Origin of the sequence: Actinomadura parmotrematis, from assembly GCF_019458805.1 — a bacterium.
In the GTDB taxonomy this organism is placed as follows: Bacteria; Actinomycetota; Actinomycetes; order Streptosporangiales; family Streptosporangiaceae; genus Spirillospora; species Spirillospora parmotrematis.
In genome coordinates this window covers 113,885-127,350 of sequence record NZ_JAIBOA010000024.1, presented here as the reverse complement: position 1 = coordinate 127,350, position 13,466 = coordinate 113,885, and the positions used below count along the sequence as shown (strand labels likewise).

13 protein-coding genes are annotated in these 13,466 nt (G+C 73.4%); 3 read left to right on the top strand and 10 right to left on the bottom strand.

The genetic code is table 11. The features are described from left to right. Positions 1 to 349: 349 nt before the first annotated feature. The 10 genes from tyrS to argC all read right to left on the bottom strand — a co-directional run bounded on the left by tyrS (position 350) and on the right by argC (position 10,978). The gene (gene tyrS, locus K1Y72_RS29710; protein ID WP_220169810.1) at positions 350 to 1,627 is read right to left on the bottom strand and encodes a tyrosine--tRNA ligase; all 1,278 of its coding nucleotides are present in this window, start codon (positions 1,625 to 1,627) and stop codon (positions 350 to 352) included. Positions 1,628 to 1,719: 92 nt separating this feature from the next. After that, on the bottom strand, positions 1,720 to 2,349 hold the full coding sequence (locus K1Y72_RS29705) for a DNA-3-methyladenine glycosylase (RefSeq protein WP_220169809.1): 630 nt from the start codon (positions 2,347 to 2,349) through the stop codon (positions 1,720 to 1,722). A gap of 57 nt (positions 2,350 to 2,406) precedes the next feature. After that, positions 2,407 to 3,825 carry an argininosuccinate lyase gene (gene argH / locus K1Y72_RS29700; RefSeq protein WP_220169808.1) on the bottom strand — a complete coding sequence of 473 codons (1,419 nt, stop codon included), beginning with the start codon at positions 3,823 to 3,825 and terminating at the stop codon, positions 2,407 to 2,409. A 129-nt stretch (positions 3,826 to 3,954) separates the two neighbouring features. Next, a complete protein-coding gene (locus K1Y72_RS29695) occupies positions 3,955 to 5,154 on the bottom strand; it encodes an argininosuccinate synthase (RefSeq protein WP_220169807.1) in 1,200 nt (399 codons plus the stop codon). Positions 5,155 to 5,243: 89 nt separating this feature from the next. Next, the gene (locus K1Y72_RS29690; RefSeq protein WP_220169806.1) at positions 5,244 to 5,759 is read right to left on the bottom strand and encodes an arginine repressor; all 516 of its coding nucleotides are present in this window, start codon (positions 5,757 to 5,759) and stop codon (positions 5,244 to 5,246) included. Then, the gene (gene argF, locus K1Y72_RS29685; protein ID WP_220169805.1) at positions 5,756 to 6,676 is read right to left on the bottom strand and encodes an ornithine carbamoyltransferase; all 921 of its coding nucleotides are present in this window, start codon (positions 6,674 to 6,676) and stop codon (positions 5,756 to 5,758) included. Before argF ends, K1Y72_RS29690 begins: the two co-directional genes overlap by 4 nt. 3 nt (positions 6,677 to 6,679) lie before the next feature. Next, positions 6,680 to 7,873, bottom strand: coding sequence for an acetylornithine transaminase (locus tag K1Y72_RS29680; RefSeq protein WP_220169804.1), 1,194 nt, complete (start codon positions 7,871 to 7,873; stop codon positions 6,680 to 6,682). Continuing rightward, entirely contained in the window at positions 7,870 to 8,772 is a 903-nt protein-coding gene (argB, locus tag K1Y72_RS29675) for an acetylglutamate kinase (protein ID WP_220169820.1), read from the bottom strand. Before argB ends, K1Y72_RS29680 begins: the two co-directional genes overlap by 4 nt. 23 nt (positions 8,773 to 8,795) lie before the next feature. Continuing rightward, positions 8,796 to 9,953, bottom strand: a complete 1,158-nt coding sequence (argJ, locus tag K1Y72_RS29670) for a bifunctional glutamate N-acetyltransferase/amino-acid acetyltransferase ArgJ (RefSeq protein ID WP_220169803.1) — start codon at positions 9,951 to 9,953, stop codon at positions 8,796 to 8,798. Next, positions 9,950 to 10,978, bottom strand: coding sequence for an N-acetyl-gamma-glutamyl-phosphate reductase (gene argC / locus K1Y72_RS29665; RefSeq protein WP_220169802.1), 1,029 nt, complete (start codon positions 10,976 to 10,978; stop codon positions 9,950 to 9,952). The genes argJ and argC overlap by 4 nt, the downstream gene beginning before the upstream one ends. A 152-nt stretch (positions 10,979 to 11,130) precedes the next feature. Here argC and K1Y72_RS29660 point away from each other — a divergent pair, with 152 nt between their 5' ends. From K1Y72_RS29660 to K1Y72_RS29650, 3 genes are read left to right on the top strand one after another with little or no spacing between them, the layout of a single operon-like run. After that, complete coding sequence (locus tag K1Y72_RS29660; protein ID WP_220169801.1) at positions 11,131 to 11,619, top strand: MarR family winged helix-turn-helix transcriptional regulator; 489 nt, start codon at positions 11,131 to 11,133, stop codon at positions 11,617 to 11,619. Beyond that, a complete protein-coding gene (locus K1Y72_RS29655) occupies positions 11,616 to 12,593 on the top strand; it encodes an ABC transporter ATP-binding protein (protein WP_220169800.1) in 978 nt (325 codons plus the stop codon). Before K1Y72_RS29660 ends, K1Y72_RS29655 begins: the two co-directional genes overlap by 4 nt. Continuing rightward, positions 12,590 to 13,453, top strand: coding sequence for an ABC transporter permease (locus K1Y72_RS29650; RefSeq protein ID WP_220169799.1), 864 nt, complete (start codon positions 12,590 to 12,592; stop codon positions 13,451 to 13,453). The genes K1Y72_RS29655 and K1Y72_RS29650 overlap by 4 nt, the downstream gene beginning before the upstream one ends. Positions 13,454 to 13,466 lie beyond the last annotated feature (13 nt).

Here is a 13,466-nt window from a genome sequence, read left to right as displayed (position 1 = left end):
CGATTCGTCCGATTTGTACAACTTCGGGCGTTTCGGTTCCCGTGGCTCGGTGGGCACGACGAAGTCGAGTCCTTCGAGTCCTGGGAGGTTCCCCTGGGGCCGGCCGCCTTCTCGGCGTCCCGCTCCCCCTCGGGGCAGGTAGAACATTAGGTCGGTCTGGCGGCTGCGTCAAATCGAGGCCGGCGAGGGCCGAAACCCCTGCGCTGTAAGGCTTCGCGGGCTTCGGGACGGGTCCGATGGCACCCCTGCGTGACATCAGTGTGACGTGGATCTACCGAGGTTTGTCACTCTCGTGACGAGCGCCCGCCCGGAACATTCCGGACGGGCGCTCGCACGTGGTACGTCTCGGTCAGCTTGCGGTGACCTCGACTCCGCCGATGTTGCGCTTGCCGCGGCGCAGCACCAGGAAGCGGCCGTGCAGCAGGTCCTCAGAGGCGGGGGCCGCCTCTTCGGACTCCACCTTGGCGTTGTTCAGGTAGGCGCCGCCCTGGGCGATGGTGCGGCGGGCCTCGGACTTGCTCTTGCAGAGCCCGGAGGCGACCAGCAGGTCCGCGACGGGCGGCAGGGCGCCCGGCGGGAGCTCGGCGCGGGGCACCTCGGCGAGGGCCGACCGCAGGGTGCGCTCGTCCAGCTCGTCCAGGGAGCCCTGGCCGAACAGGGCGCGGGACGCGGCGATGACCGAGGCGGTCTCGCCGGCGCCGTGCACCAGGGTGGTCATCTCCTCGGCCAGGGCGCGCTGTGGCGCGCGGGCGGCGGGGCGGTCCGCGCCCTCCTGGACGAGCGCCTCGATCTCCTCCCGGGACTTGAAGGAGAAGGTCTTGAGGTACTTCTCCACGTCCCGGTCGTCGGCGTTGATCCAGAACTGGTAGAAGGCGTAGGGCGAGGTCAGCTCGGGGTCGAGCCAGTAGGTCTCGCCGCCCGCCGTCTTGCCGAACTTGGACCCGTCGGCCTTGGTGAGGAGCGGGGTGGTGAGGGCGTGCGCGGTGCCGCCCTCGGCGCGCCGGATGAGGTCCACGCCGGCGGTGAGGTTGCCCCACTGGTCGCTGCCGCCGGTCTGCAGGACGCAGCCGTGGCGGCGGTAGAGCTCCAGGAAGTCCATGGACTGCAGCAGGACGTAGCTGAACTCGGTGTAGCTCATGCCGGTGGAGTCCAGCCGGTTCTTGACGGTGTCGCGGGCGAGCATCCGGTTGACCGGGAAGTGCTTGCCGACGTCGCGCAGAAACTCGATGACCGACATGGGGCCGGTCCAGTCCAGGTTGCTGACCATGGTGGCGCCGGTCGGGCCGTCGCCGAAGTCCAGGAACCGCGAGACCTGGCCGTGGATGCGCTCGACCCAGCCGGCGACGGTCTCCTCGGAGTTGAGGACGCGCTCGGCGCTCTTGCCGCTCGGGTCGCCGATGAGGCCGGTGGCGCCGCCGACGAGGCCGATGGGCCGGTGCCCGGCGCGCTGGAAGCGGCGCAGGGTGAGGATCTGGATGAGGTTGCCGAGGTGCAGCGAGGGCGCCGTCGGGTCGAAGCCGCAATAGAGGGTGACCGGACCCGCCGCGAGCAGGGCGCGCAGCTCGCCCTGGTCGGTGGACTGCGCGATCAGATCGCGCCAGGCGAGATCGTCCAGGATGTCGGTCACGTTCTTCCTCGTCTCCGGCGTGCTTCGGGTACCCCGCCAGGGTGCCAGGCGGGTCGCCGATCACGGTAACGGTTTGCGGGCGGCGCCGCCGGTCAGGCGCGGGACGCGGGGCGGCGGCGGGGGGTGTGGAGGCGGTAGGGCGACACCGTCGGGTCGCCGTCGATCCAGAAGCGCCAGGGGGTGTCCTTGGCGGCGCTGACGCCGGTGCGGGGGCCGGCGAGGACGCGGGACGGCTCGGCGGGCGTGCCGGGCAGGATGCGCAGCGGGGACGCCGGGTCGCAGACGTCCAGGCCGTACTGGTCGCGGTCGATGCCGAGGGCCTGGCAGAGGCGGGCGGGGCCGCGGGCCAGGTCGCGGGCGGTGGAGCGGGGGCGGCGGGCCGCGGCGGTCTCCCGGCCGGCGACGATCTCGCCGGCGCGGAGCAGGACGGCGGACGCGGTGCCGTCGGGGCCGCACACGAGGTTCATGCAGAAGTGCATGCCGTAGGTGAAGTACACGTAGGAGCGGCCGGGCGGCCCCCACATGACGTCGTTGCGGGCGGTCCGGCCCCGGTAGGAGTGCGAGGCGGGGTCCAGGGGGCCGGCGTAGGCCTCGACCTCGGTGAGGCGGACGGCGACCTCGCCCTCGGCGGTCGTGTGCGCGAGGACGCGGCCGAGGAGCGCGGGGGCGACCTCCTCGACGGGGCCGTCGAAGAAGGCGCGCGGCAGCGGATCGGTGGTCATATGCCGACCCAGGGTAGCCGGGCGGGGATCGCAGCCGCCCGGCCGCCCCGGGAGGTCCTAGGAGTCGTTGCCGGCGGCCCAGGCGGCGTGCTCGTTAACCTGGGCGCGCAGCGACTCCAGCTGCTCGCGGACGCGGTCGGGCGCGGTGCCGCCGTAGGCCTTGCGGGACGCCAGGGCGCCCGGCACGTTGAGGACCTCGCGGACGTCCGGCGTGAGGTGCGGCGAGACCTTGCCGAGCTCCTCGTCGGTGAGGTCGTCGAAGTCCTTGTCGTTGACCTGGCACCACACGACGAGGTGGCCGACGACCTCGTGGGCGTCGCGGAACGCCACGCCGCGGCGGACGAGCAGCTCGGCGAGGTCGGTGGCGAGGGCGAAGCCGTCGGGCGCCAGGGCCTCCAGGCGCTCGGTGTTGACGCGCATGGTGGCGATGAGGCCGGACACGGCGGGCAGCACCACCAGGAGGGTCTCGACGGCGTCGAAGGCGCCCTCCTTGTCCTCCTGGAGGTCGCGGTTGTAGGTGAGGGGCAGGCCCTTCAGCGTGGTGAGCAGCCCGACGAGGTGGCCGATGAGGCGGCCGGCCTTGCCGCGGGCGAGCTCGGCGACGTCGGGGTTCTTCTTCTGCGGCATGATCGACGACCCGGTGGCGTAGGTGTCGTCCATCTCGATCCAGCGGAACTCCTGGGAGGCCCAGAGGACGACCTCCTCGCCGAGGCGCGACAGGTGCACCCCGATGAGGGCCGCGGCGAACAGGAACTCGGCGACGAAGTCGCGGTCGCTGACGGCGTCCATGGAGTTCGGGGCGGCCGCGTCGAAGCCGAGCTCGGCGGCGGTGGCCTGCGGGTCGAGGGGCAGCGAGGAGCCGGCGAGGGCGCCGGAGCCGAGCGGGGACACCGAGGCGCGCCGGTCCCAGTCGCGCAGCCGCGAGATGTCGCGGGTGAGCGGCTGGACGTGCGCGAGGAGCTGGTGGGAGAACAGCACCGGCTGGGCGTGCTGCAGGTGGGTCATGCCCGGGGCGGCGACGCCGAGGTTGTGCTCGGCCTGCGCGATGAGGGCGGTCTCCAGCTCGACGAGGCGGCTGACGATCTGGCGGGCGTGGTCGCGCAGGTACAGGCGCAGGTCGGTGGCGACCTGGTCGTTGCGGCTGCGGCCGGCGCGGAGCTTGCCGCCGAGCGAGCCGAGGCGCTCCAGCAGGCCGCGCTCCAGGGCGGTGTGCACGTCCTCGTCGGCGACGGTGGGGCGGAACTCGCCGTTGCGGCACGCCTCCTCCAGGTCGTCGAGGGCGCCGATCATGCGCTCCAGCTCGTCGCCGGTGAGCAGCCCCGCCCGGTTGAGGACGCGGGCGTGCGCGCGCGAGCCCATGAGGTCGTAGGGGGCGAGCCGCCAGTCGAACTGGACGCTCACCGAGAGCCGCGCGAGCGCGTCGGACGGACCGCCTTCGAACCGGCCGCCCCACAGGCGCGTCGGTGCCTTGGTCACTGGATTCCTCTTCTTCCCACCGCTGTCAGGTCACTTCCACAGCACGGATACACCCCGCGGGGGCGCCGCGCCAAACCGCGCGCCGGGGCCGGGCGGCCGGATCGGCCGGCCGGCCCCGGCGCGCGGGGGTCAGCCCTGGGCGCGGTCCCGCATCGCGGCGATCTTGCTGGGCAGGCTCCACAGCTCGACGAAGCCCTTGGCGAGGCTCTGGTCGAAGGTGTCGCCGGTGTCGTAGGTGGCCAGGTCGTAGCTGTAGAGCGACGAGCCGCTGCGGCGGCCGGTGACGACGGCCTGGCCGGCGTGCAGGCGCAGCCGGACGTCGCCGGACACGTGCTGCTGGGCGTCGGCGATGAAGGCGTCCAGGGCGTCCTTCAGCGGCGAGAACCACAGGCCGTCGTAGACGAGCTCGCCCCAGCGCTGGTCGACCGAGCGCTTGAAGCGGGCGAGGTCGCGCTCGACGGTGACGTTCTCCAGCTCCATGTGGGCGGCGATGAGGGCGATGGCGGCGGGCGCCTCGTACACCTCGCGGCTCTTGATGCCGACGAGGCGGTCCTCGACCATGTCGATGCGGCCGATGCCCTGGGCGCCGGCGCGCCGGTTCATCTCCGCGATGACCTGGTAGGGGGTGAGGGCGCGGCCGTCGAGGGCGACCGGGACGCCGGCGCGGAAGGTGACGACGACCTCGTCGGCCTCGCGGGGCTCGGCCGGGTCGCTGGTGTAGTCGTACAGGTCCTCGATCGGCGCGTTCCAGATGTCCTCCAGGAAGCCGGTCTCGACGGCGCGGCCCCACAGGTTCTGGTCGATGGAGTAGGGCGACTTGGCCGACACCTCGATCGGCAGGTCCTTCTCCTCGGCGAAGGCGATGGCCTTGTCGCGGGTCCAGGCGTAGTCGCGGGCCGGGGCGATGACCTTCAGCTCGGGGTGCAGCGCGGACAGGCCGGCCTCGAAGCGGACCTGGTCGTTGCCCTTGCCGGTGCAGCCGTGCGAGACGACGGTGCCGCCGTAGCGCTTGGCGGCCTCGACGAGGTGCTTGACGATGAGCGGCCGCGACAGGCCCGACACGAGCGGGTAGCGGTCCATGTAGAGGGCGTTGGCCTGGAGCGCCGGGACGCAGAAGTCGGCGGCGAACTCCTCCTTGGCGTCCACCACGATGGACTCGACGGCGCCGCAGGCGAGCGCCCGCTTGCGGATCGTCTCCATGTCCTCGCCGCCCTGGCCGAGGTCCAGCGCGACGGCGATGACCTCCCCGCCGGTCTGCTCGGCGAGGTAGGGGATGGCGACGGAGGTGTCCAGGCCGCCGGAGTAGGCGAGTACGACGCGCTCGCTCATGATCTGTCTGTCTCCTGATTGACGTGTGAAGCGGATCGGTGTGCCGTACGGGCCGCACGGCGGAGCGGGGGCGGGGGCGCTGACCGCCCCTAGCTTCGTCGCTCGCGGCCGGTGGCGAGCCTGAGGAGGGCCTGCGCGAGGTCCTCCCCGCCGTCGGGGGTCCGGGCGATGACCAGGATCGAGTCGTCGCCCGCGACGGTGCCGAGGATGCTCGGCCAGTCGGCGTGGTCGATGGCCGACGCCAGGTACTGCGCGGCGCCGGGCGGGGTGCGCACGATGACCAGGTTCGCCGACGCCTCGGCGGAGATGAGCAGCTCGGCGGCGAGCCGGTTCAGCCGGCCGTCGAAGGTCTCCGCGGCGCCGGTGCGGGCCCGCCGGATGCGGGCGCCGCCCTCGCCCGGCACGGCGTAGATGAGGCTGCCGTCGTCGGCGCGCAGCTTGACCGCGCCGAGCTCGACCAGGTCGCGCGAGAGCGTCGCCTGGGTCACCTCCAGGCCCGCGTCGGCGAGGAGCTTGGCGAGCTCCCCCTGCGAGTGCACGGGCCGGCGGGTGAGCAGCTCGATCACCTTGGCGTGCCGGGCGGCCTTGGTCATCGGTGTGGTCATGGTGCGTTGTTCTCCAGCAGCCAGGTCAGCAGGGCCTTCTGGGCGTGCAGCCGGTTCTCCGCCTCGTCCCAGACCAGGCTCTGCGGGCCGTCCAGGACGGACGCGGCGATCTCCTTGCCCCGGTAGGCGGGGAGGCAGTGCAGCACGGCCGCGCCGGGAGCGGCGAGCGCGAGCAGTGCGTCGTCTACAGCGTAGGGGGCGTAGCGCCCGGTGTCCTTGCCTTCCTGCCCCATCGACACCCACGTGTCGGTGGCGAGGACGTCGGCGGCGTCGGCGGCGGCCTCGGCGTCGCTGGTGGTGGTGACCGATCCGCCCGTTCCGGCGGCGATGGCGGTGGCGCGCTCCACGACGGCGGCGTCGGGCGCCAGGCCCTCGGGGTGGGCGACGCGGACGTGCATGCCGGCGGTGGCGCAGCCGAGCAGGTAGGAGTGCGCCATGTTGTTGGCGCCGTCGCCGAAGTAGGCGAAGGCGGCGCCGGCGAGGCCGCCCCGCGCCTCGCGGACGGTCTGCAGGTCGGCGAGGACCTGGCAGGGGTGGAACTGGTCGGTGAGGGCGTTGACGACCGGGACGGCGGTGCCGTCGGCCATCTCCTCGATGCGCTCCTGCCCGGCGGTGCGCCAGACGATGGCGGCGACCTGGCGCTCCAGGACGCGGGCGGTGTCGGCGATGGTCTCGCCGCGGCCGAGCTGGCTGGTGCCGGCGTCCAGGACCAGGGCGTGGCCGCCGAGCTCGGCGATGCCGACGGCGAAGGACACGCGGGTGCGGGTGGAGGGCTTGTCGAACAGCACCGCGACCGAGCGGGGCCCGGCCAGGGGCGTGCGGGCGAACCGGTCGCGCTTCAGCTCGGCCGCCAGGTCCAGGACCTCGGCCTGCTCGGCGGGGGTGAGGTCGTCGTCGCGCAGGAAGTGCCGGGCCATCGGTCAGTTCTCCTTGTCGGCGGCGTCGAGGACGGCGGGCAGGGCGTCCACGAACAGGCGGGCCTGGCCGGGGGTGAGGACGAGCGGCGGGGCGAGGCGGACCGCGTCGGGCTGGACGGCGTTGACGAGGAACCCCGCGGCGCGGGCGGCGGCCTCCAGGGCCGGGGCCTTCGGGGCGGTGAGGACGAGGGCCTGCCAGAGGCCGCGGCCGCGCGCGCCCGACAGCAGCGGGTGGCCGATGGCGCCGGCGCCCGCGAGGATCGCGCCGACGTCGGCGGCGTTGGCGAGCAGCCCCTCGGACTCGACGGTGGCGAGGACGGCGAGGGCGGCGGAGGCGGCGACGGGGTTGCCGCCGAAGGTGCTGCCGTGGTCGCCCTTGGCGAACAGCGTGCCGTGCGGGCCGAACGCCAGACAGGCGCCGATCGGCAGGCCGCCGCCGAGGCCCTTGGCGAGGGTGAGGACGTCGGGGACGACGCCCTCGTGCTGGTGGGCGAACCAGGTGCCGGTGCGGCCGATGCCGGACTGGATCTCGTCGGCGACGAGCAGCGCGCCGGCGGCGTCGCAGATCCGCCGGGCGGCGGCGAAGTAGCCGGGCGGCGGCGGGATGACGCCGGCCTCGCCCTGGGCGGGCTCCAGGAACACCGCGGCGCAGTCCTCGGTGACGGCGGCCTCCAGGGCGGCGGCGTCACCGTAGGGGACGAACCGCACGTCCAAGGCGAACGGGCCGAACGGGTCGCGGATGGCCTTCTTGCCGGTGAGGGCGAGGGCGCCCATCGAGCGGCCGTGGAAGCCGTTCTCGGCGGCGACGAAGTAGCCGCGGCCGTTCTGCTTGCCGTACTTGATGGCGAGCTTCAGGGCGCACTCGTTGGCCTCGGTGCCGCTGCTGGTGAGGAAGACGCGGGCGCCGCCGCCGGCCAGGGCGACGAGCTTCTCGGCGAGCCGCACCTCCGGCTCGTTGAGGAACAGGTTGGAGGTGTGGGCGAGAGTCGCGGCCTGCTCGGCGACCGCCTTGGCGAGGGCGGGGTGGCCGTGGCCGAGGGAGGAGACCGCGATGCCGGCGATGAGGTCGAGGTAGGCGTTGCCGTCGGCGTCCCAGACCCGGCAGCCCTCGCCGCGCGCGAGGGCGAGGGGCGGCACCCCGTAGTTGGGCATGAACGCGGCCTCGTACCGCGCGCGCAGGTCGTCGTTGCGGGTCATGACAGGGGGGCTCCGGGGGGTGCGGGCGAGACCATGGTCCCGATCCCTTCGTCGGTGAAGATCTCCAGCAGCAGCGAGTGCGGCACGCGGCCGTCCAGCACGTGCGCCTGGGGGACGCCGCCGCGCACCGCGTGCAGGCAGGCCTCCATCTTGGGGACCATGCCGGCGGTGAGGCCGGGCAGCAGCGCGGCGAGCTCGTCGGTGGTGAGGGCGTCGATGACGTCGTCGCTCTCGGGCCAGTCGGCGTACAGGCCCTCCACGTCGGTGAGGACGACGAGCTTGCTCGCGTCCAGCGCGACGGCGAGGGCCGCGGCGGCGGTGTCGGCGTTGACGTTGTAGACCTCGCCGTCGTCGCCGCGGGCGATCGAGGACACGACCGGGATGCGGCCGTCGTCGAGCAGGGCGCGCACGGCGCCGACCTGCACCTCGACGATCTCGCCGACCTGGCCGATGTCGACGGGCGCGCCGTCCACGACGGCGCGCTTGCGCTCGGCGGTGAACAGGTTGGCGTCCTCGCCGGACATGCCGACGGCGAACGCGCCGTGCCGGTTGACCAGGCCGACGACGTCGCGGCCGACCTGCCCGACCAGCACCATCCGCACGACCTCCATGGCCTCGGGGGTGGTGACCCGCAGCCCGGCGGTGAAGGTGGACTCGATGCCGGCCCGCGCGAGCGCGGCGTTGATCTGGGGGCCGCCGCCGTGCACGATGACCGGCTTCAGGCCGGCGTAGCGCAGGAAGACGACGTCCTCGGCGAACGAGTGCCGCAGCGCCTCGTCGGACATGGCGTGGCCGCCGTACTTGATGACGACGGTGGCGCCGTGGAAGCGCTCCAGCCAGGGCAGCGCCTTGATGAGGACCTCGGCCTTGGACAGGACGCCGGCGCGGTCCTTGCGCAGCTGGGCGCCCGAGACGAGGCTGCTCACGTCGAGTACGCCGAGTTCTCGTGGACGTAGTCGGCGGTGAGGTCGGTCGTCCAGACGGTCGCGCTGTGCGGGCCCGCCGACAGGTCGACGGTGATGGTGACGTCGCGGGGCCGCAGGTCGACCTTGTCGCGGTCGTCGCCGACCGCGCCGTTGCGGCACACCCACACGCCGTTGATGGCGACGTTCAGCTGGGCGGGGTCGAAGACGGCGGCGGTGGTGCCGACCGCCGACAGCACCCGGCCCCAGTTGGGGTCCTCGCCGTGGATGGCGCACTTCAGCAGGTTGTTGCGGGCGACGGCGCGGCCCGCGGTGACGGCGTCGTCGACGCTGTCGGCGCCGACGACCTCGATCGCGATGGCCTTGGCGGCGCCCTCGGCGTCCACCAGGAGCTGGCGGGTGAGGTCGTGGCAGAGGTCGGTGAGCAGAGCGGTGAACTCCTCCTCGTCCGGCGTGATCCCGGCGGCGCCGGAGGCCAGGAGCAGCACGGTGTCGTTGGTGGACATGCAGCCGTCGGCGTCGAGGCGGTCCAGGGTCGCGCCGGTCGCGGCGCGCAGGGCGCGGTCGAGGGCGGCGGCGTCCAGGCCCGCGTCGGTGGTGATGACGCAGAGCATGGTGGCGAGGGAGGGAGCGAGCATCCCGGCGCCCTTGGCCATGCCGCCGATGCGGTAGCCGCCCGCGCCCTGCCGGAAGGCGATCTTGGCGACGGTGTCGGTGGTGCGGATGGCGTCGGCGGCGGCGAGGCCGCCGTCGCCGCGCGACAGCTCGGCCGCGGCGGCCTCGACGCCGGGCAGCAGCCGGTCCATGGGGAGGCGCTCGCCGATGAGGCCGGTGGAGCAGACCGCGACCTCGCCGGCCGAGTCGGCCAGCAGGTCCGCGACCTTCTCCGCGGTGGCGTGGGTGTCGGCGAAGCCGGCCGAGCCGGTGCAGGCGTTGGCGCCGCCGGAGTTCAGCACGACCGCGCGCAGCCGGCCGCCCTTGATCACCTGCTCGGTCCACAGCACCGGCGCGGCCTTCACCCGGTTGGCGGTGAACACGCCGGCGGCCGCGCGGGACGGCCCGTCGTTGACGACCAGCGCGATGTCGCGGGCGCCGCTCGGCTTCAGGCCGGCGACGACTCCCGCCGCGCGGAATCCTCGGGGGGCGGTGACGCTCAAGGGGACACTCCGATCGTGGTGAGTCCGAGCTCTTCGGGCAGGCCGAGGGCGAGGTTGGCCGACTGGACGGCCCCGCCGCCGGTGCCCTTGGTGAGGTTGTCGATGGCCGCGACCACGACGACGCGGCCGGCGGCCTCGTCCAGGGCGACCTGGAGGAGGGCGGTGTTGGCGCCGAGCGTCATCGCCGTGGCGGGCCACTGCCCCTCGGGCAGCAGGTCCGCGAACGGCTCGTCGGCGTAGGCGGTCTCGTAGGCGTCGCGCAGCGCCGCGGCGGTGACGCCGGGGCGGGCCTTGGCGGTGCAGGTGGCCAGGATGCCGCGGCTCATCGGCGCGAGCGTCGGGGTGAAGGAGACGGTGACCGGCCCGCCCGCGGCGGCCGACAGGTTCTGGACCATCTCGGGGGTGTGGCGGTGGACGCCGCCGACGCCGTAGGCGCTGACCGAGCCCATCACCTCGCTGCCGATCAGGTTCGGCTTGGCGGCGCGGCCCGCGCCCGAGGTGCCGGACGCCGCGACGACGACGACGTCGGGCTCGGCGAGCCCGGCGGCGAACGCCGGGACCAGCGCGAGCGACACCGCGGTCGGGTAGCAGCCGGGGACGGCGATGCGGCGGGCCGAGCGCAGCGCCTCGCGGTGACCGGGCAGCTCGGGCAGGCCGTAGGGCCAGGTGCCGGCGTGCTCGCCGCCGTAGAAGCGCTCCCAGGCGGCCGCGTCCGCCAGCCGGTGGTCGGCGCCGCAGTCCACCACGAGGGTGTCGTCGCCCAGTTGCGCGGCGAGCGGACCCGACTGTCCGTGCGGGAGCGCCAGGAACACGACGTCGTGGCCGGACAGGGTGTCCGGCGTGGTCTCGGCGAGCGTGCGGCCCGCCAGCGATCGCAGGTGCGGCTGGTGCGCGCCGAGGAGGGCGCCGGCGTTGGAGCCCGCCGTCACCGTCGCGATCTCGATCTCGGGGTGCCCCGCCAGGATGCGCAGGATCTCCCCGCCCGCGTACCCACTGGCGCCGGCCACCGCCGCCCGGAATCCCATGTCTCCGCCCTTCCGCTGCGAACCAGCAAGATTATGCATGAGTCCGAATGAATATTCAACGCGACCGGCGCGCCTTCCCGGCATGCGGACGCATCTTTATTTAGACCTCTAAAGGTTTGACCCCTGAAGGTCGGAGGGCTAAGAATATCCGGGTGGACCCCAACGAGCTCGGCTTCGGCGACCTGTCGGCCCTCGGCCCCCTGGAGGAGTGGCCGATCGGCCGCCTCTTCGCGGCGGCCGCGCGCAAGTCGGGCCCGGTGTTCATGCGCATGGTGGAGAGCCACGGGGTCAGCCCGGCCGGCTTCCTGCTGCTGCGCGTGCTGTCGGGCTGCGACGGGGCCCGCGCGGGCGACGTCGCCCGCAACCTGATGATCACCCCGGCCTCGGTGACCTCGGTCGCCGACACCCTGGAGCGCGACGGGCTGCTGGAGCGGCGCCGCGACGGCGAGGACCGGCGCGTCGTCCGGCTGCACATCACCGAGTCCGGCCTCGCCGTCGTCAAGGTGACCAACGAGGCGATGGCCCCCGACTTCTGGCACCTGTACAACGTGGTGGATCCCGAGGACGAGCCCGCCGTCCGCCGCTTCCTGCTCCGCCTCATCGACCGTTTCGACGACTTCCTGGAAGGAGAGCGCGGATGAGCGACGCATCCCCGCAGGCGTCCCCGGACACCGCGGTGCGCACCACCGGGCTGCACAAGACCTATCCCGGCCCGAACGGCGGGGTGAAGGCCGTCCAGGGCATCGACCTGGAGGTGGCCGCCGGCGAGTTCTTCGGGCTGCTCGGCCCGAACGGCGCCGGCAAGTCCACCACGATCGGGATGCTGACGACGCTGGTCGTGCCGACCGGGGGCCGCGCCTCGGTCGTCGGCTTCGACGTCGTCAAGGACCCCGTCCAGGTCAAGCGGCGCATCGGCATGGTGTCGCAGAACAACACCCTGGACAACGACCTCAACGCCTTCGAGAACCTGGAGTTCCGCGGCCGCTACTTCGGGCTGTCGGCCCGCGACGCGCGCCGCCGCGCCGAGGAGCTGCTGGAGGCGTTCGGGCTCGCCGAGCGCCGCACCGGCACCCCCTTCGAGATGTCGGGCGGCCAGGCCAAGCGCCTCATGATCTGCCGCGCCCTGGTGCACCGGCCCGAGGTGCTGTTCCTGGACGAGCCGACCGCGGGCCTGGACCCGCAGACCCGCGTCAACCTGTGGGAGGTGCTGCGCGGGCTGCAGGCCGACGGCCAGACGATCGTGCTCACCACCCACTACATGGAGGAGGCCGAGGCGCTCTGCGACCGGGTCGCGGTCGTCGACCACGGCAGGGTCCTCGCCAGCGGCACCGTGCCCGAGCTGAAGGGCTCGGCGGGCGCCGACACCGTCATCACCGTGACCTACGACGAGGACGTGCCCGACGGCGTCGCCAAGCTGCGCGAGCGCGAGGACATCGGCCGGGTGGAGGTGAGCGGCCGCCAGGTGCGGGTGTTCACCCGCACCCCCGACGGCGTCCTCGGCGAGCTCGTCGCCGCCGGCGCGGCCGCCGGCGTCGGCGTCAGCGACGCCGCGCAGCTGCGCCCCAGCCTGGAGACCGTGTTCCTCACCCTGACCGGACGGGACTACCGCGAATGACCGCCACCACCCAGGCCGCCGCGGCGGCCGGCGCCGCGCCCGCGGCGCGCCCGACGCTCGCCCGCACCTTCTGGGCGATGATGGCCCGCGAGGTGCGGGTGCTCCGCAAGAGCGCGATCAGCAGCTTCGCCCGCGTCATCGTGCAGCCGGTGCTGTTCGTGTTCGTGTTCGCCTACGTGCTGCCGAAGGTCGGCTCGGCCGGCGCCATGTTCGGCGGGGGCGGCGGGCGGGGGCCCTCGTTCTCCACGATCCTGGTGCCCGGCCTCGTCGGCTCCTCCATCGTCACCCAGGGCATCATGGCGGTGATCTTCCCGCTGGTGATGGAGCTGACCTGGCAGCGCTCCATCACCGACCGCGCGCTCGCGCCGCTGCCGGTGCCGCTGCTCGGCGTCCAGAAGATCGTCGCGGCGGCGCTGCAGGCGTTCCTCGCCGGGCTGCTGGTGTTCCCGGCGGTGCTGTTCATCCACGCCTCCGGGCAGGGCCCGAGCATCCACATCCACAACTGGCCGCTACTCGTGCTCGTCATGGTCGTCGGCTCGCTGCTGTCGGCCGCGGGCGGCCTGCTGCTCGGCACGGTCATGAACCCGCAGAAGATGCAGATGCTGTTCGCGCTGATCCTGCTGCCGATGTCGATGCTCGGCTGCGTCTACTACCCGTGGGCGGCGATGGACCACGTCCGCTGGCTGCAGATCGTGACGCTGCTGAACCCGATGGTCTACGTCAACGAGGGGCTGCGCGCCGCGCTCACCCCGCAGATCGAGCACATGCCGTTCTGGGCGTACGGGTCGGTGCTGGTGCTCGGCACCGCCGCCCTGGCCTGGGCGGGGACGCGCACCTTCACCAAGCGCGTCCTCACCTGACCCGCACGCCCCG